The organism is Algoriphagus boseongensis (assembly GCF_004362805.1).
GTDB lineage: Bacteria > Bacteroidota > Bacteroidia > Cytophagales > Cyclobacteriaceae > Algoriphagus > Algoriphagus boseongensis.
Genome location: NZ_SNYF01000005.1, coordinates 522,977 through 540,806, shown reverse-complemented (window position 1 = coordinate 540,806; position 17,830 = coordinate 522,977). Strand labels below are relative to the sequence as shown.

At 40.5% G+C, this 17,830-nt stretch carries 14 protein-coding genes; 11 read left to right on the top strand and 3 right to left on the bottom strand.

Features of this window, described 5'->3' with window-relative positions:
* Positions 1–2 precede the first annotated feature (2 nt).
* Positions 3–737: a sugar isomerase domain-containing protein gene (locus tag DFQ04_RS02370; RefSeq protein WP_243739621.1), complete on the top strand. Its 735-nt coding sequence runs from the start codon at positions 3–5 to the stop codon at positions 735–737.
* Here DFQ04_RS02370 and DFQ04_RS02365 read toward each other — a convergent pair.
* Positions 734–3,061 (bottom strand): family 20 glycosylhydrolase, encoded by a 2,328-nt coding sequence (locus DFQ04_RS02365; RefSeq protein ID WP_208110498.1) that lies wholly within the window; start codon positions 3,059–3,061, stop codon positions 734–736. The genes DFQ04_RS02370 and DFQ04_RS02365 overlap by 4 nt on opposite strands.
* A 163-nt stretch (positions 3,062–3,224) precedes the next feature.
* Here DFQ04_RS02365 and DFQ04_RS02360 point away from each other — a divergent pair, with 163 nt between their 5' ends.
* The gene (locus DFQ04_RS02360) at positions 3,225–5,426 is read left to right on the top strand and encodes an adenylate/guanylate cyclase domain-containing protein (protein WP_133552303.1); all 2,202 of its coding nucleotides are present in this window, start codon (positions 3,225–3,227) and stop codon (positions 5,424–5,426) included.
* Between the two features lie 70 nt (positions 5,427–5,496).
* On the opposite strand, the gene DFQ04_RS02355 is transcribed toward DFQ04_RS02360, so the two are convergent.
* Complete coding sequence (locus DFQ04_RS02355; protein WP_166637237.1) at positions 5,497–6,837, bottom strand: S8 family peptidase; 1,341 nt, start codon at positions 6,835–6,837, stop codon at positions 5,497–5,499.
* Positions 6,838–7,052: 215 nt separating this feature from the next.
* On the opposite strand from DFQ04_RS02355, the gene DFQ04_RS02350 reads away from it, so the two are divergent.
* The 4 genes from DFQ04_RS02350 to DFQ04_RS02335 all read left to right on the top strand — a co-directional run bounded on the left by DFQ04_RS02350 (position 7,053) and on the right by DFQ04_RS02335 (position 12,203).
* The gene (locus tag DFQ04_RS02350; RefSeq protein ID WP_133552299.1) at positions 7,053–8,198 is read left to right on the top strand and encodes an acyltransferase family protein; all 1,146 of its coding nucleotides are present in this window, start codon (positions 7,053–7,055) and stop codon (positions 8,196–8,198) included.
* Between the two features lie 77 nt (positions 8,199–8,275).
* Positions 8,276–9,268, top strand: coding sequence for an endonuclease/exonuclease/phosphatase family protein (locus DFQ04_RS02345; protein WP_133552297.1), 993 nt, complete (start codon positions 8,276–8,278; stop codon positions 9,266–9,268).
* A gap of 10 nt (positions 9,269–9,278) precedes the next feature.
* Positions 9,279–9,833 carry a DUF4287 domain-containing protein gene (locus tag DFQ04_RS02340; RefSeq protein ID WP_133552295.1) on the top strand — a complete coding sequence of 185 codons (555 nt, stop codon included), beginning with the start codon at positions 9,279–9,281 and terminating at the stop codon, positions 9,831–9,833.
* Positions 9,834–9,935: 102 nt separating this feature from the next.
* On the top strand, positions 9,936–12,203 hold the full coding sequence (locus tag DFQ04_RS02335; RefSeq protein WP_133552293.1) for a S9 family peptidase: 2,268 nt from the start codon (positions 9,936–9,938) through the stop codon (positions 12,201–12,203).
* A gap of 84 nt (positions 12,204–12,287) precedes the next feature.
* Here the strand turns inward: DFQ04_RS02335 and DFQ04_RS18275 are convergent, their stop codons facing one another.
* A complete protein-coding gene (locus DFQ04_RS18275; RefSeq protein ID WP_166637236.1) occupies positions 12,288–12,437 on the bottom strand; it encodes a hypothetical protein in 150 nt (49 codons plus the stop codon).
* A 26-nt stretch (positions 12,438–12,463) separates the two neighbouring features.
* On the opposite strand from DFQ04_RS18275, the gene hisG reads away from it, so the two are divergent.
* The 5 genes from hisG (at position 12,464) to DFQ04_RS02310 (ending at position 17,829) form a co-directional block, all read left to right on the top strand.
* Positions 12,464–13,324, top strand: coding sequence for an ATP phosphoribosyltransferase (hisG, locus tag DFQ04_RS02330; RefSeq protein ID WP_133552291.1), 861 nt, complete (start codon positions 12,464–12,466; stop codon positions 13,322–13,324).
* 30 nt (positions 13,325–13,354) lie between these two features.
* Positions 13,355–14,650 (top strand): histidinol dehydrogenase, encoded by a 1,296-nt coding sequence (gene hisD, locus DFQ04_RS02325; RefSeq protein ID WP_133552289.1) that lies wholly within the window; start codon positions 13,355–13,357, stop codon positions 14,648–14,650.
* Positions 14,647–15,699 (top strand): histidinol-phosphate transaminase, encoded by a 1,053-nt coding sequence (gene hisC, locus DFQ04_RS02320; protein WP_133552287.1) that lies wholly within the window; start codon positions 14,647–14,649, stop codon positions 15,697–15,699. Before hisD ends, hisC begins: the two co-directional genes overlap by 4 nt.
* Before the next feature lie 124 nt (positions 15,700–15,823).
* On the top strand, positions 15,824–16,918 hold the full coding sequence (gene hisB, locus DFQ04_RS02315; protein WP_133552285.1) for a bifunctional histidinol-phosphatase/imidazoleglycerol-phosphate dehydratase HisB: 1,095 nt from the start codon (positions 15,824–15,826) through the stop codon (positions 16,916–16,918).
* A gap of 113 nt (positions 16,919–17,031) precedes the next feature.
* Complete coding sequence (locus tag DFQ04_RS02310) at positions 17,032–17,829, top strand: tetratricopeptide repeat protein (protein ID WP_133552283.1); 798 nt, start codon at positions 17,032–17,034, stop codon at positions 17,827–17,829.
* Position 17,830: the final 1 nt, after the last annotated feature.

Here is a 17,830-nt window from a genome sequence, read left to right as displayed (position 1 = left end):
CCATGAATTTGGAGCCCTATAAACTCTACCAAGAATCTATTTTCACTAAGCTGAAACAAGCTTTTGAACAGGAAAACCAGATTCAACTTGCGGCAAAATGGATTGCTGAAAGCCTTAAAAATGAGGGATGGATTTATACCAGTGGCACGGGACATTCCCATATGCTGGCGGAAGAAATTTTTTACAGAGCGGGAGGTTTTGCCAAAGTGATTCCGATTTTGGATCCTCCATTGATGCTTCATGAAAGCGCTTCCTTAAGCACAGAGATTGAAAGAAAAGAAGGATATGGGGAGGATTTGATCAAGAATTTCCCCCTGTCCTCAAAGGATATATTTATTATTTCTTCAAATTCTGGAAGAAACGCAGTCCCCATAGAAATGGCAAATTTTGCTAAGTCAAAAGGCGCAAAAGTTATTGTCATCACCAATTTAGCACACAGCCATTCTGTGGAATCAAGGCATTCCTCAGGCCTAAAGCTCTACCAATTGGGAGATGTAGTCTTGGATAATTTTGGTGAAATCGGAGATGCTTCGGTCAGTATTTCAGGGAAAAAAGTCGGAGCTACTTCCACCGTGATCGGGGTAGCACTACTCCAAGCCATCCTAGTTCAAGCAGCCGGATTATTGATTAAGGAAGGAATTGATGCGGAAATTTTCCATAGTTCCAATGGCAATGAAGGCGAGGAAATTAACGAAAGGCTAATTTCTAAATACAAGAATCAAATCAAAGGACTTTAGTCAGCTAGCTTCCATTCTTTAGGTTGTCGGTATTTCACACCTCCAAATTGGAAATCAAGCCTTGGTAATTCCCTTTTTAGTAAAAGATTCACAAACACGTTCCATTCCTGATTTCTTGCCTGCTCCATTTCAGAGATCGAATTAAGATTGGACCATTCTGGATCACCATTCCAGGCTCTTTCCACATAGCCAAACATTTTAGGAAAAAGGTAATACTCCATCATTTCCGGGCCTTTTACCGTCTCTGTCCAGAGTTGTCCCGATACTCCAATGATATTCTTTTTGCCTTTTTCAGTCAGTTCTGTAAAGTTGGCCTTGGCTTTTTCCCAATCCCAAGCTGCTCCATCGAGGGTTTGGTCATGAGAAAGATAGAGCTTCATCGGAACAGCCTTCCAAGTTTGGTAGGTATCAGCTACGCCGCTCCAAGTGTGCCCTCTTTCCTCGGGATCCCAAGAATAGGCAAGGTCAAAATAAAAATTGGAGCTAGGACTGATAACTACAGGATACCCGGCATTGGCGAGTCGATAGGCCATATCTTCCCCTCCCCAGCCAGCCACGGCATTCCAAGCATGAAGTCTCCAGTTCCTATCCGAAAATTTGGGATTTGGCAGCACTTGATTTCCTTGATGAGATTGGCCTATTTCTTCCCATCCAGCCATTTCCAAACCTTTTTTAGCGAGTATACCATCAATTCTTTCTCTGAAATAATCCACTAATTCCCCCTGCTTGATTTGAGGATTTTTAGCAAGAAACTCCTGACAAATAGGCGATCCAGTCCAAACTCCTCGTGGAACTTCATCCCCTCCTGAGTGGATGGTTTTCAATTCAACCCCAGCTGACTGATACATTTTTTGGATTTCTGAAACCACCTTTTCATAAAAGGCATAGGTAGACTCCTGACAAACACAAATGGTGTTTCCTCTGAAATTCTGCGCGGAAAGGTAAATCGAAGTATCCTCCGGATCCGCCAATCGATACTCCAAAGCATCTTTAGAATTACCCGAGGCCATGAATTTCTGGTAGCGCTTTTCCATTGCTAAAATCGCTGCACGGGAATGGGCAGGAACTCCGATCTCTGGAATCACCTCAATATTCAGAGACTTAGCATAGCTTATGATTTCCTTGAAATCCTCCATGGTATAAAACCCCGAACCAGTTGAGCTTTGGTCAGGATTAGCTCCTGAAGCATAATATGGCCATAAAAACTCAGCTTCATCAGGGGAAAACCCTCTTCTGGAACCGAATTCGGTAAGTTCAGGAAGTCCTGGAATCTCAATTCTCCAGCCTTCATCATTGGCAAGATTGAAATGGAAGACATTAAGTTTGTAAAAAGCCATCAAATCCAAAATCTTGAGAATTTCTTTCTTGGATTGAAAATTTCTGGCGACATCCAGAAAAAACCCACGGTAAGCAAAAGTCGGTTTATCTGAAATCTCAACTTGCGGTAAATTCAATTCTTGACTTTCTCCTTGCCAAAAATCCGGAGTCATCATGGCTAGAAAAGACTGAACTCCATAAAATGCTCCAACTGGATCAGAAGCAAGGATTTCTACTACCCTTCCTGAAAGTTTCATTTGGTATTCCTCCTTGGAAAAACCATCGCGCTTTTGAATGCGGATAGTAACGGGAGTCTCTTCTCTATTCACTTTGGGTTTATATCCCTTTTTGATAGAATTCAGCAAAAAGGTAGAAGCCTCCACAAATTCAGGAGATCCCACTACACCCAACCCAGCATTTTTTACCCGAACGACTTCTCCGGTATACTTCCACTTTTTGGGGATTGGCAAAAAGGGTGGGATTTGAGAATCGGGGATATTTAAAATTGGGTTTTCATTCTCCTCGGCAAGAAAATTCAATTGAGTCTCTTTAGCCATTTCTCCCAATTCCTCTACTGTTAGCTTCTGCCTTTGGTAATCAGAAATCTCGATGACCTGCCCATCTTGTAGTTCAAGAATTAATCCTTCGGGAGCGTAAGAGTTTTTCAGAAATGGCCCTGAACTCCGATAGGTCAAAACAATACTTTCTCCCGGTAAAATGGGAGAAGATTTTTCCTTGCCTTTAATCCTGAAAAAGTCGCCCTGAAGATGCTCCAGAACCATTTCCTCGGAATTTAGGCGGGTATTTACTGAGATGAAAATGGTATTGAAATACAATTTCCAGCCAGATTCAATGACCGAATTAGATGAATTGGAAAGAATAATTTGAGCTTTGTGAAATCCATTTTCGCCGAATTTATTTTCAAGCAATTCCCATTGAGCCTTGATTTGTGAAAAAGAAAAAACAGGCCAAAAGGCCATTATTAGCAAAGAAATTACCCTTTTCATTTTATGATTTTTCTTAGTGGTCATTCACCGAAATTTAAGGCTATTATACAACCCAAATAAGGGAAGTCCCATTTTTTGCCACGGAATAGTACTTTTAATACCCTAAAATTTCCTAGCTTAATACATCCTAGGTAAAACTCACCTTTGGTTAATTTTGAGAGGTATGAATCAGGAGCTTCTTCGCAAGCAAGCAGTTGTATTTTTTTCAGACATCGTTGGTTACACCCGACTAATGGGTAAAGACGAAGATTCTGCCTTTCAATTGATGAAAGAAAACCTAAATGTTCACCAAGAAGTATTTGCCAAATACAAGGGACAGGTAGTCAAAGAACTTGGGGATGGAATTTTAGGCGTGTTTGAAAATGCAGAATCCGCCCTTTCCGCTTCACTAGAAATTCAAAAATCCTGCATAGGACATGGCAAGTTTCAATTGCGAATCGGTCTTCATTGTGGTGATATAATCTTTGATCATGGAGATGTTTTTGGAGATGCGGTGAATCAAAGTTCCAGAATTCAAAGTGTGGGTATACCTGGTTGCATTTTGATTTCAGACTCACTTCATCAACAAATCCAAACCAATCCAAAATACTCCACAGTAAAATTGGGAGGATTTGAATTGAAAAACGTGGAGCATAAAGTTGAGCTTCATGCATTGACCAATCCTCCACTTAGTATCCCCAAGCGGGCAGAAATTCTTCAAAACATCAAGTATCAGGAAAGAAATCCTTGGATGAGATGGGCTGTTGGTGCTCTTTTTCTGATTCTTATAGCAGCCTTGATTTGGAGCAATTTTTATCAAGGACCGACTTGGGGGAAGGAAAAATCCGTGGCTGTTCTGCCTTTCGAAAACCTGAGTAATCTTTCTGAAAATGATTATTTCAGCGAAGGACTAACCGGCGATATTATCTTCCAGCTTTCGGAAATTGACTCCATAAAAGTTATCCCATTTGAGCAAGTGGATGACTTAAAAGATGAAAACCTACCCTTAGATTCGCTAGGAAAACTATTCGGTGTCACCACAATCCTGAAGGGAAGCGTTGATTTTATTGGATCAAAAATCCAAATCAACGTCAGGCTCCTAGACATTTCCACCTCTCAAAATATTTGGTCGGAAACCTTTACCAGAGAGAGCAGCGGAATTGTGGCTTTGCAAAACAACATTGCCAAAGAAATTGCGAGAGCATTAAATGCCAACCTGAGTGCCCAGGAGCAATTCCAAATCGAAAAAACCCAAACCACCAGCGCAGAAGCCTATGATCTGTATCTACAAGGCAAAAATTATTACTTCAAATATAGCCTAGATGATAATCAAAAAGCGATTAAACTTTTCAAAAAAGCAATTTCAATTGACCCAAATTATGCCTTGGCTTATACAGGTTTAGCCGACTGTTATTCCCAAATGCCTGTTTATGGCTATAGTATGACATGGCTTGATTCCAGCATGGAAGCTAGTGATAATGCCTTAGCCATAGAGCCTACACTTGCTGAAGCCTATACGTCTAAAGGCATCAATTACTACTACAAAGGGAAGAATGAATACGCCCAGATTTCCTTTGAAAAGGCCCTGGCTTATAAGCCGAATCTCAGCCGTGCGATAGGTAATCTAGCGACCATCTATTTTTCCAAAGGAGACTTGGTCAATTCACTTCGCCTACAAATCAAATCCTCTTCCCTAAATCCTAGAGCCTTTATTCCCTACCAAATCTCTGGTTGGATCTGTAGAATTTTGGGAAGAAATGAAGATTCAGAGTACTATATCAATCAAGCATTAGAGCATCAGGTCAACGCAATTAATTACGAACAACTCGGCTATACATTTATCTCAGAAGGAAAGACCTCTGAAGCCGCACAATTGATTCCATTGATATTAAATGATGGAGACTCCAATGCCTTTGGAATCGCAGGTTTGCTTTCTCTTTACTTACAGGATTTAGATTCTGCGAAAGCTTACTTTGAAAAATCCATTGAATTGACTGAGGACTATGCCAATGATCCCTATTACGTGATTCCCATCAATCTTGCCTATATCTTGAATTTGAAAGGAGAAAGAGAATGGTCAAATCAATTATTGGATCAGAGTATAGAGCTCCGAATGGATTACCTAATTGAGGGAGATGAGGACTTTAATCTTGCTCTTGATCTGGCTATTGCAAAAGCAATTCGAGGAGAATTCAAGGAAGTAAACAAATTCTTGAATTTGGCCTTTGAAAGGGGTTGGAGAGAACTTTTTATAGTTTCTCAGCATCCTGCTTTCGCAGAATTTAGACAAACCAAAGAGTATGCTACAATCGTTTCCAAAATCGAAAAGGAAATAGCCAACCTAAATCAGCAATTGGGCTCTACCTCTTTGCAAAGAGAACGATAAACCCTTTAAAATGCTCTGATTGATTTTTGAGAAATTCAGAGGAAACTCTGGATCAAGCTTTAATCTAGAATTAGAATTTTGCAATGGGGTATTTCACTCCCTCGCCTCCTCTTAAAACAGAATCAATTCCAGTAGGCACCCTTCCCAAAGAATAAATAATTCCAGACATCATTGCTGCGGAATAAGAAGTCCCAGATGCCAGTCCATAGGCACCTTTGTCAGTTCCACTTCCAATTAAATTGGTTGGGAAGGTGGAGAAAATTTGCTCTCCTGGTGCAACCCAAATAGGTTTTGACAGCCCAGCAATTTGGATAGTTCCATAATTAGAGAAGCTAGAGTAAACTACGGTAGCACCATTACAAAACATAGTTATGGAACCCACACTAATCATAAAATCTCCATCTGCGAGGCAGGATGGGAAATTACTGGAATTCAAATCAGTTTCATTTCCTGCAGAAAAAACAACAAATACGCCTTTTGCTGCTAAATCCTTTATTTTCTTTCCTATTTGTCCCCAATTACAAGTATTCCTCGCCATTCCTAAACTGATATTAACCACATCATTAGGCTGAGCTTTTCCTAGGATATAATCTAGACCTTGAGTGAATTGATGCAAATTGGAATTTCCGTCTTTGTCCAAAATCTGAACTGAAACCATTCTCGCTCCAGGGACAATTCCATTGATTCCTATGTCTTCAGGATCTCCACCAGGTAGTTGATTATAAGCTTTTGCACCAATAATCCCCGCAATCATTGTTCCGTGCCCATTAAGGTCTACTCCTGAATTACCCCCGGTAAAACTTTTACCTTCATTGCTGAGGACCATTCCCTTTAGGTCCTGATGCGTGGAATCAATTCCCGTATCCAAAATCCAGACAGTTCTATCAGCAGGAGGAGTTCCTTGAATTCCTCCCCCTATCCATAGAACAAAGTCACTGGCATAGCTACTTGAATCATACCGCCAATCCGCCTGCATCATGGGTTTTCTGCCTTGAAGAATTGGATCTCCTTGCATCATGGGTTTACGCCCTTGAAGTTCCATGGGAAGATTAGGATAGTTTTCAAGAACTCCACTGTTAGGCTTCCCTGTCTCTTTCTTGATTTTATCTAATTGCTTTTTGTTTACCTTTTGGGCGAAAAACCAAGGGACTTTATCCAGGTAAATATTACTCTCATCTATGTCTAGATCATCTAAATTTTTCTTTGCAAAGTCCTTAATTCTTTCCTTTTCCTTTTTGATTTTATCAGAATCAGCTAATGGTTCCCTAATGGAAAATTGAGTGGAATCTAAAAAGACTAAAACCCCAGATTCAAAGTCTTTGTCTTCCGGAGATAAGAATTGTTCTTCTTTACAGGAAATGAAGCAGGTTCCAAATAGGAAGGCAAATAGAATAATAAAATACTTTTTCATAAAAATTAGAGAGTTTATTAAAGAATAAAGAAATAATACGCTCATTAAATTATCATATAATTATTTAGTAATGAAATATTTATAAAACTTTCTGTTTATGAAATAGGCAAATCCATTTAAATAAATCTCCTTTAAATTCTGATTATGAAAATTCAAATTAGCATAGTAGAATTATAGAAGTTTAAAGAATCATCAACCACCCACCCAATTAACCCATGTCAATAGACCACCAATCAAAGATCCTAAACAATAGGTATCTCGCACTGGACGTTCTCCGGGGAATGACCATTGCCTTTATGATCATTGTAAATACTCCTGGAAGCTGGAGCAATTTGTATGGCCCACTGGCCCATGCGGATTGGCATGGCTTCACCCCTACCGATTTGGTCTTCCCAACTTTCCTCTTTGTAGTGGGGAATGCCATGAGCTTTGCTTTGAAAAAAATGCAAGAAATGAAGGCCTCTGAATTTTATAAAAAGGTCTTCAAAAGAGCATTTCTTATCTTTTTGATCGGATGGTTGTTAAATGCCTTTCCATTTTTTGATTACAACGAAGCTGGTGAAATAGTCTTCATTGATTTGAGTGAAGTTAGATTTTTTGGGGTTTTGCAAAGGATCGCTTTATCCTATCTATTAGCTGCTTTGATTTTATTCTGGGGAGGAGAAAGATTAGGTTGGATATATAGCGGAGCGGCGCTTCTTGGTTACTGGGTCATTGCCTATATTTTCGGAGATTCCGGGGATCCTTACAGCTTGACTGGAAATGCTCAAATCAAGTTGGATATCGCCTTGATCGGTGAAAAGAGAATGTATATGGGAGAAGGAATTCCATTTGATCCGGAAGGACTTCTGAGCACCCTGACTTCCACAGTCAATGTAATTGCAGGGTATTTTGTCGGAAAACTAATTCAGAAAAAAGGAAACACTATTAACACTGTCAAAACCTTATTGATTGCAGGCGTGGTATTGATTGCCTTAAGTTATGCTTGGGATATAGTCTTCCCTATCAATAAGAAAATCTGGACAAGCTCTTATGTTCTTCTGACTGTGGGATGGGGAGTCATTTTGATTTCAGCTTTGATCTACCTGGTTGAAATTCAGAAATTGACCAAATGGACCTATTTTTTCCAGGCTTTTGGCCGCAATCCTTTAATCCTCTATGTACTCTCAGGAGTGGTTATTTCTATTTTCTCGATGATCCCAGTTGGGGAAACATCACTTCAGGGATTCATTTATCAAAATTTCTATACCAGTTGGCTGGGACCAAAAAATGCTTCCTTTCTATTCGCCATTAGCTACATGCTACTGATTTGGGTCATTGGATATTGGATGGATAAAAAGAAAATTTACATCAAGGTTTAAGAAATACAGCTCAGATTATGAGGCTTTTAAAGTAAAATGGTAAATTAAATTACTGTTTTACTTTAAAAGCTTTTTTTATGATTTTAAAAATTGGAGTATACAATGTGGAATGGATGCGAGATCTTTTCGAATCCGATGGAAGTCCAAAACTGACCGGCAAAGAAGCTACCAAAAGCCGACAACTTGCTCGAGTAATTCAAGCTATGAATCCTGACTTTTTGGGGATTGTTGAAGGGCCAGACACCTTGGTAAATGGATCAAAAACAACTTCCAAGCAATTGATCGACTGGTCCAATGAATATCTTCCCGGCCATACCTTTTCTGCAATCCATGGATTCCCTTCAGCCGGTCAACAAGAACTTGGGGCTTTATTTAATACCTCAAAGCTCAATGTGCTTTTCACGCCTGAAACCAAAGCGAGTACTCGATTTGACCAGCCTTTCTTGATGGATACCACCAATCGGATGATCAAAGAGCAATACGAGCATTACCGCCCACCTTTGGAGTTGAGTATTTTAGGCTTGGATGACACCTTGATTTCCAGGGTAATTATAGCACATACCAAGTCAAAAGGGATTTTTGACAAAGTGGACTACGCCAGATTTGAGATGATTTCTCAGCGGGATCGACTCAAGCTTTTTGGAGAATGCATGCATATCCGGGAGAGGTGCGACCATTACCTTTCAAAAGGTCAAGAAGTCATCGTAATGGGAGATATCAATGATGGGTTTGATCTGGATTTTTACGAAAACAAGTTTTCAAAAAGCGCGGTGGAAATTCTCTTGGGTGATCTCTGGAAACCTGAATGGGTGCTCAAGTCTGCCCTTCCCAGACCAAAACTGACAGCAAATGGTTGGTCTCCATATTCGGGAAGGTTCAAAGACCGAATAACAGGAGATCAGTTTACCGTCTTGATTGACCATATTTTGGTTAGCCAAGGACTAAAAGTGAAGAAGGGCCAAGTTTGGAATCCTTATTTGGAAAAATCCGACCCACTTATCCAAAGCATCAAAGATGATTTGATCCAAGCTTCAGATCACTTTCCAATTGTCACAGAAATAGAAATTTAAACCCAAAAACATGGACCCAGCCGCACAAACCATGATTGACAATCTTGAAAAAAACACCGGGAAAAGTCTCGGTGAATGGATTGAGATTGTCCAAAAAGAGCAATTTCAAAAGCATGGAGAAATCCTGAAGTTCCTGAAAGAAAACCATGGATTCACTCATGGCTTTGCCAATTTGGTGGCACATAAGTCCCTAAAATCGGATGCGGGTTCGGCTGAGGATGTGAACGAACTCGTGAAAAACCAATACAAAGGCAAGGAGCATTTCTGGCCAATCTATCTACAAATAGAAAAAGAACTCAAATCTTTTGGATCAGATGTGGAGTTCGCTCCCAAAAATGCCTACGTGAGCGTAAAACGAAAAAAGCAATTTGCCATGTTGATTCCCGCAACCAAGACCCGCTATGAAATCGGAATAAACCTAAAAGGACAAGCTTCCGAAGGTATTCTTGAGGCAGAGACAAAATCCAATGCCATGTGTAGTCACAAGGTAGTCATCAATCATGAAGAGCAATTAAGTCCCGAAGTTTTTGACTGGTTGAAAAAAGCCTATTTGGCTGCAGGATAAATTCAATTCCCTTTAAAAAACGAATAGGGCTATTTCATCAAAAATGAAATCAGCCCTTTTTCTTTTTCATTAAATTGAATTTCGCCTAAGAAATTTTCATTCATGAAGCCTATTCAAAAAATACTAGTACTGACATTCTTCCTTCTTTCTTTTCACGCCAAGTCTCAAGTCACTGAAGAAACTTATCATCGTGCTGAGTACTTTTTAACTTCCAATCTAGAAAAAGAAGTCTATCACTTGGAAGTGATTCCCAATTGGTTCGAAGGAGGAAAGACTTTTAGCCATTCGGCCTTTACAGCTGAAGGAAAGCGCTTCTTTATTACCAATACGGAGACTTTTCAGACCCAAGAAGCGTTCGACCATCCCAAACTTGCTGCTCTTTTATCTGAAAAAACTGGAGAAAAACTGGATGAAAAAAACCTACCAATTCAGTTCACAGGAGTGAGAAACAGCCATATCATCACCTTCCGCTGGAGAGGAAAAGATTGGACGTGGAACACTCAAGACAATTCGCTCAATTCTATTCCCAGCTCTTCACGAAATGAATTTGAATCCTTTTCTCCAGATCGGAAGTGGAAAGCCTACATCAAAAATTACAATCTCTACGTCCAAAACCTGGAAACCAATGAAGAAATCCAGCTAAGCAAACTGGGGAAAAAGGAATTTGAATATGCTTCTTATTACGGCTGGAGTGATCTTATGGAAGGGGAAAATGGGGAAAGACCAGATAGATTTACTGTCACTTGGTCTCCTGATTCCAAAAAGATATTTACCCAAATCGTCGACCTTCGAATCGCAGAAAAAATGTACCTGCTGGATTGGAGCAAGGAAGAGAAATTCCGACCTGATCTTCTTTCCTATTATCGTGGGTCTCCTGGAGATAGCACAGTGGTTAAATACATTCCGGTAATCTTCGATTTGGAAAAAAGATCGGAAAAAACCATCCCAGAACTCACCTCTCCTCATTTCATAGGCCTCAACCTAAGATGGGCTCCAGATAGCAAAAGTCTCAGTGGATTCTTTATTCCAAGAGGTTTCAAAGAATATCATCTGATCGAATTGGACGCAGAGAACACCTCCATCCGAAAAGTTTATTCTGAAAGCTCACCCACCCACGTCAATCGGGATTTTCAGTTTAGAAGATTGGCAAATGGGCAGTTTATCCTCAATTCGGAAAAGTCTGGCTGGAATCAACTGTATCTTTTTGACTGGAAAACCGGAAAAGAAATCCAGCCTATTACCCAAGGTGAATACGTGGTCAATGAGATCTCATTTCTGGACGAGGAAAAAGGAATTCTGTACTTCGAAGCTTCCGGAAAAGAGCCAGGAAGAAATCCCTATTTCAATCATCTTTATAAGGTAAATCTTGACGGATCAGGACTCCAACTTCTGACTCCGGAAAATGCCTACCATGAAATCTACATTTCACCTGATGGAAAATTTGCGGTAGATAATTACTCCACAGTCAATCAAGCTACCCAATCCATACTCATCGATTTAGCAACTGGTAAAAACCTCCATAAAATCTCTGAAGCAGACATTTCAAATCTGAAAAAACGAGGCTACAAATCTCCAGTTCCTTTTTCAGCACTAGCAAAGGATGGAAAAACGGAGATTTTTGGAGTCTATTTTCTCCCCACCACTTTCAATTCGAAGAAGAAATACCCCATTATCGATTATACCTATACCGGCCCGCATACTTCCACAGCCCCAAAAACTTTTAAAGCAGGACTATTCGGACACCAGCAGCCGATGGCAGAATTGGGATTTGTTGTCGCCACGGTGGACGGTCTTGGAGGTTTTGGGAGATCAAAGTCCTTTGCGGATGTTTCCTATACTAATTTAGGAGACGGGACCACAGATCATGTGCTGGCGATTACCCAATTGGCAGAAAAGGAGAAATTCTTGGATATCACCCGTGTAGGAATTTTTGGTCATTCTGCTGGAGGATATGATGCAGGTCGGGCTATACTTTTGCATCCTGATTTCTACAAAGTTGGCGTTTCTTCTGCTGGAGATCATGATTTCCGAATGGAAAAAGCCTGGTGGCCCGAAATGTACATGGGTTATCCTGTGGGCGACTTTTACCACAAGCAGTCCAATATTACCAATGCTAAAAATCTAAAAGGACATCTGCTCTTGGCACATGGAGGGATTGATGAAAATGTCAACCCATCTGCCACCTTCAAACTGGCCGAGGAACTTATCAAAGCAGGAAAAGACTTTGACCTATTCATCTGGCCTAGCCGAAATCACAGTTTTGGAAGACCTCCGGGAGATTATTTCACCAAAAAACGTTGGGATTACTTCCTTGAGCATCTTTTGGGAGAAAAACCCATTCGCCATTACCAAATCCAAGTCGGGAATTAATCCCGACTTTTTCTTTTACTTATTCAATTTCCGGTTTGCTTCTTTACGATCCCTGTCTATATTTGCCCACGTAAATGGAAAACATCAGTAGAAATATTGAATTTTTAGCAAATGCACAGCATGCACACATGCTGCATCATTTCCATCATTCCTCTTGAGAGGAATATAATTACACACCCATCCGGTGACGCTGATGACAGGGATTCGGCCTTTCACCAAAATTTTCCAAATCATTCACTTTACAAGCGTAACTTGTCCTCATGGAACAGATTATCCGCATTGCCGTTCAGAAAAGCGGCCGACTTTCCGATGATTCACTCAGTTTGATCAAAGAGTGTGGCATCAAATTTTACAATGGAACTGGCAAACTCAAGTCCACTTCCACCAATTTCCCAGTTGAGTTTTTATTTCTCAGAGATGACGATATCCCCGGCTATGTGGCCGATGGAGTTGCAGACTTGGGAATTGTGGGAGAAAACGAACTCGTAGAAAAAGACAAAGAAGTAGTAACCCTAAAGAAGTTAGGCTTCTCCAAATGCAGACTTTCTTTGGCTATACCAAAAGGTCAGGAGTATACTGGTTTAGACTATTTCAACGGTAAAAACATAGCCACTTCTTATCCTAAAATACTGGGAGACTTTTTGAAGAAAAAAGGAATCCAAGCAGAAATCCATGAGATCAGCGGTTCGGTTGAAATTGCCCCAAGCATTGGCTTGGCTGAAGGTATTTTTGATATCGTCAGTTCAGGATCTACCCTGATGATGAATGGCCTCAAGGAAGTAGAAGAAGTCTTCAAATCTGAGGCAGTACTTATCGGCAACACCAATTTGGCTGATTGGAAAAAGGCGATTTTGGACAAATTGCTTTTCAGAATCAATGCTGTCCAAAAGGGAAAAAGCAACAAGTACGTGCTGATGAATGTTCCTAATACCTCCATCCCCAGAATCATTGATCTGATTCCAGGAATGAGAAGTCCGACAATTCTGCCATTGGCTCAAGAAGGCTGGTCTTCAGTTCACTCGGTATTGAGCGAGGATCAATTTTGGGAAAATATTGAAGAATTGAGGGCTGCTGGAGCAGAAGGCATTTTGGTAGTTCCGATCGAAAAAATGGTCATTTAATCCGATTAAGGGGTATTAATAAATATAGCTATGAAACTTCTGGTCAATCCTTCTCCTGAAAAATGGAAAAAACAACTTGCCCGACCGGTTCAAAAAACCAAGGAAATCAATAAAATCATCAAGCCTATTTTTGAAAAAGTAGAGCGAAGTGGTGACAAAGCCCTTAAGAAATTTGCTCACGAGTACGATCATGTCAATTTGGAAAACCTGATCGTTTCCGAAGAAGAAATTAAAGCTTCCAAAAACCAGATTAGCAAGGAACTTCGTGAGGCCATCAAAGTCGCCAAAACCAATATTGAAAAATTCCATGCGGCTCAGGCTTCGGAGGAATTGATCGAAGAAGTCATGCCGGGGGTGATCTGTAGAAGAAAAAGCGTCCCAATCCAAAAAGTAGGTTTATATATTCCTGGAGGAACAGCTCCCCTTTTCAGTACCGTATTGATGTTGGGTGTTCCAGCTAAATTGGCTGGATGCAAGGAAATCGTGCTTTGCTCCCCACCAAATCGAGAAGGCAAAATTCACCCAGCAATTTTATACACCGCAGATTTGATTGGAATTTCAAAAATCATCAAGGTAGGTGGAGCTCAAGCTGTTGCAGCAATGACTCTAGGTACTGAGAGTGTTCCCAAAGTGGATAAAATCTTTGGTCCAGGAAATCAATACGTCACGGCTGCCAAGCAGCTTTCTACCAAATACGGAGTTGCAATTGATATGCCTGCCGGACCATCTGAGGTTTTGGTTTATGCAGATGAGACTGCCATTCCCTCTTTTGTCGCTTCAGACTTGCTTTCTCAAGCAGAGCATGGGGTAGACTCGCAAGTGGTTTTGGTGACGAATTCTGAAAAATTTGCGAAGAAGGTTTTGAAAGAAATCAATACGCAATTGGAGGATCTGCCAAGAAAAGACATCGCCTTCAAAGCCTTGCAAAACTCCACTTCTGTGGTCATGGAAAATCAGGAAGAAGCCTTATTTCTAATCAATGAGTATGCGCCGGAGCACCTTATTGTAGCGGTGCAAAACGAGGAAGAAATCTTGGATGGGATTTACAATGCAGGTTCAGTTTTCATCGGAAATTTCACTCCTGAGTCTGCCGGGGATTATGCGTCAGGAACCAACCATACCCTACCCACTTATGGGTACGCAAAAAATTACAGCGGAGTGTCTTTGGATAGTTTTGTAAAGAAAATCACTTACCAAAAAATCACCCCTGAAGGACTAAAATCCTTAGGCCCAGTGGTTGAAATCATGGCAGCTAATGAACAATTGGACGCTCACAAAAATGCTGTAACTGTTCGTCTTAATTACTTGAAAAACAACGAACAATGAGCATTGATCTGAATTCATTATTGCGCCCACACATTGCAAAACTTCAGCCCTATACCTCTGCTCGAGATGAGTATTCTGGTAAGGAAGGAGTATTTCTGGATGCCAATGAAAATCCCTTTGGCTCGATTACCGAACAGGATTTCAATCGCTATCCAGATCCGTATCAGCAAGCACTAAAGGAAGAAATTGCTAGAATCAAAGGAGTAAGACCAACTCAGATTTTCTTGGGAAATGGATCTGACGAAGCCATTGATTTGCTTTATCGTGCCTTTTGTAATCCTGGAAAGGACAATGTAATTCTTCTCCCTCCCACCTATGGAATGTATGAGGTGAGTGCCAATATCAATGATGTAGAAATTAGAAAAGTCCCGCTTACCGCGGACTTTCAACTTCAGCCTGAAAAGATTCTCGCAGCTGCAGATCCGCACTCCAAAATCCTTTTTATCTGTTCTCCTAATAATCCTTCCGCAAATAAGGTGAAGCGTGAGGATGTACTTCGATTAGTTAGAGAATTTAAGGGATTAGTCGTAGTGGATGAAGCGTACATTGACTTTAGCGATGAGCTAAGTTTCACGACAGAATTGGATAATTATCCAAACCTGCTGGTCATGCAGACATTTTCAAAGGCATGGGGATTAGCAGCGCTCCGTCTGGGGATGGCTTTCGCAAGCGAGGAAATCATTCGGATCTTGAATAAAATCAAAGCTCCTTACAATATCTCTGGGCTTACTCAGGAAACCGTATTAACCGCAATCCGAAACAAGGACAAAGTGGATCAGATGATCCGGGATATTTTGGACGAACGTGAATTCCTGAAAGCTGAATTGGAAAAACTTCCTTTTGTTCAGAAAATTCATCCTTCACACGCTAACTTCTTGTTAGTCAAAATTCCACATGCCAATCAGGTATATGATGATTTGATCGGTGAAAAAGTCATCGTTAGGAACCGGGCAAAAGTCTTGCTTTGCGAGGATTGTCTTCGAATCACAGTCGGGACAAGAGAGGAAAATGAAAGGCTATTGAATGCACTGAGGAAGGTTTGCGCCTGAATTGGAAAATTGAAAGATTAACAGATTGGAAAATTAAATTCCAACCTATTTTGAAAAATATAAATCGAGCAAAAAAGGCCAAAATCTATACCTCTGCTCGTAAATCGTAATTCATAAATCGTAAATGAAAAAAGTACTCTTCATAGATCGCGACGGCACAATTATCAAAGAACCGCCGACAGATTTTCAGGTAGACAGTCTTGAAAAGCTGGAATTTCTCCCCAAAGCTATTTCAAACTTGAGAAAAATAGCCGAGGAAACAGACTATGAGCTCGTTATGGTCACCAACCAAGATGGCTTGGGAACAGATTCTTTTCCTGAAAAAGACTTTTGGCCAGCTCAGTTTAAAATGCTCAAAACTCTGGAGCAGGAGAATGTCTTTTTCAAAGCAATTCATGTTGACAAGACATTTGAACATGAAAATGCTCCTACTAGAAAACCAAGGACGGGACTTTTAACCCAATATTTCTCTGAGGAATATGACTTGGCTAATTCCTATGTGATTGGTGACCGATTCACAGACGTCCAATTGGCAAATAACCTTGGGGCGAAAGCCATCTTCATTGGGGATCAAAATGAAGATGCAGCTCTTTCTACCAAGGATTGGGACGAGATTTATTCCTTTTTAAAAATGCCTTCCAGAAGTGCTGAGGTACGCCGAACCACTTCTGAAACGGATATTTTCATCAAGGTAAATCTGGATGGAAGTGGGAATTGCAACATTTCCACAGGGCTGCATTTCTTCGATCACATGCTCGAGCAACTAGGAAAGCATGGAAGTACAGATTTGGAAATTCAAGTAAAAGGAGACCTTCATATCGATGAGCACCATACCATTGAGGACACTGCTTTGGCCTTAGGAGAAGCTTATTTGAAGGCCTTAGGAGATAAAAAAGGAATTTATCGCTATGGCTTTTTACTCCCAATGGATGATGCTTTGGCTCAGGTAGCAATTGATTTTGGAGGAAGGCCTTGGCTAGTTTGGGAGGCTGAATTCAAAAGAGAAAAAATCGGAGACATGCCGACTGAGATGTTTTACCATTTCTTCAAGTCCTTTTCAGATACAGCCAAATGCAATCTGAATATCAAGGTAGAAGGTGAAAATGAGCACCATAAAATTGAAGCAACTTTCAAAGGTCTGGCAAGAGCCATAAAAATGGCTGTTATGAGAGATCCGAGAAATATCAATCAATTGCCCAGTACGAAGGGAGTTCTATGAGATTCTTGCACTGAATAAGCTAGCCATCCAATAGGGTGGCTTTTTTTTATGTTAAATTTTCTTGAATGAAATGATTTGCTTTTTGGTTTGAATTTATTTTTGTTTCTTTCGTTATGAAACGACTTTGTCATATACTTACGATTATTTCATCAATAGGTATTTTTTCCTGCTCACCCGATCCGGCAGAAATTGAAGCATTATATCAGGCTAAAAATTATGAAGAAACCATCTCAGCAGTCAGCAGAAGGCTATTTCTTCACGTGACAGACATTAAATCCCTCCATATTCGAGCAAGATCCTATGAGGAATTAGGAATGATGGATGAGGCGATGGAAGACTACGAGCGAATCATTGACATCGATCCAGACTATGCTCAGGCTCATGCAGGAATAGGAAAAATTCTGTTTGACAAAGAGTATTACAAAAGTGCTGAACTACACATTTTAAAGGCTTCCAGTTTGGATCCTGAGGATTTTGAAATCACCTATTTGGCTGGAAGATCTCAATTGATGGTGAAAAATTGGGAACGTGCAGAAACCTTCCTGAAGCAAGCCCAGCAGATGGATCCTGAGTTTGCCCCGATTTATTATTACATGGGAATGGCAAGAGCCAGTCGAGGAGATATTTTTGGGGCGGCAGCTTCTTTCAATACTTATTTGAAAAAAGAGCCTGACAACCTAACCGCACGATATAATCGAGGATTTGCCATGCTCAAGATCGGCTACCTTCCTTGGGCTTTGGAAGACTTTGATTTTGTCCTAAAAAACAATCCTGATCATGTCGAAGCCCTAGCCAGAAAGGGTGTTTGTCTGGCAAAAATGGGAAATCCAGAAGGTTGCCAATTAATCCAGGAAGCAGCAACAAAAGGCAGCGATTACGCTTTGAGCAAATTTGAAGAATCCTGCCTATAAA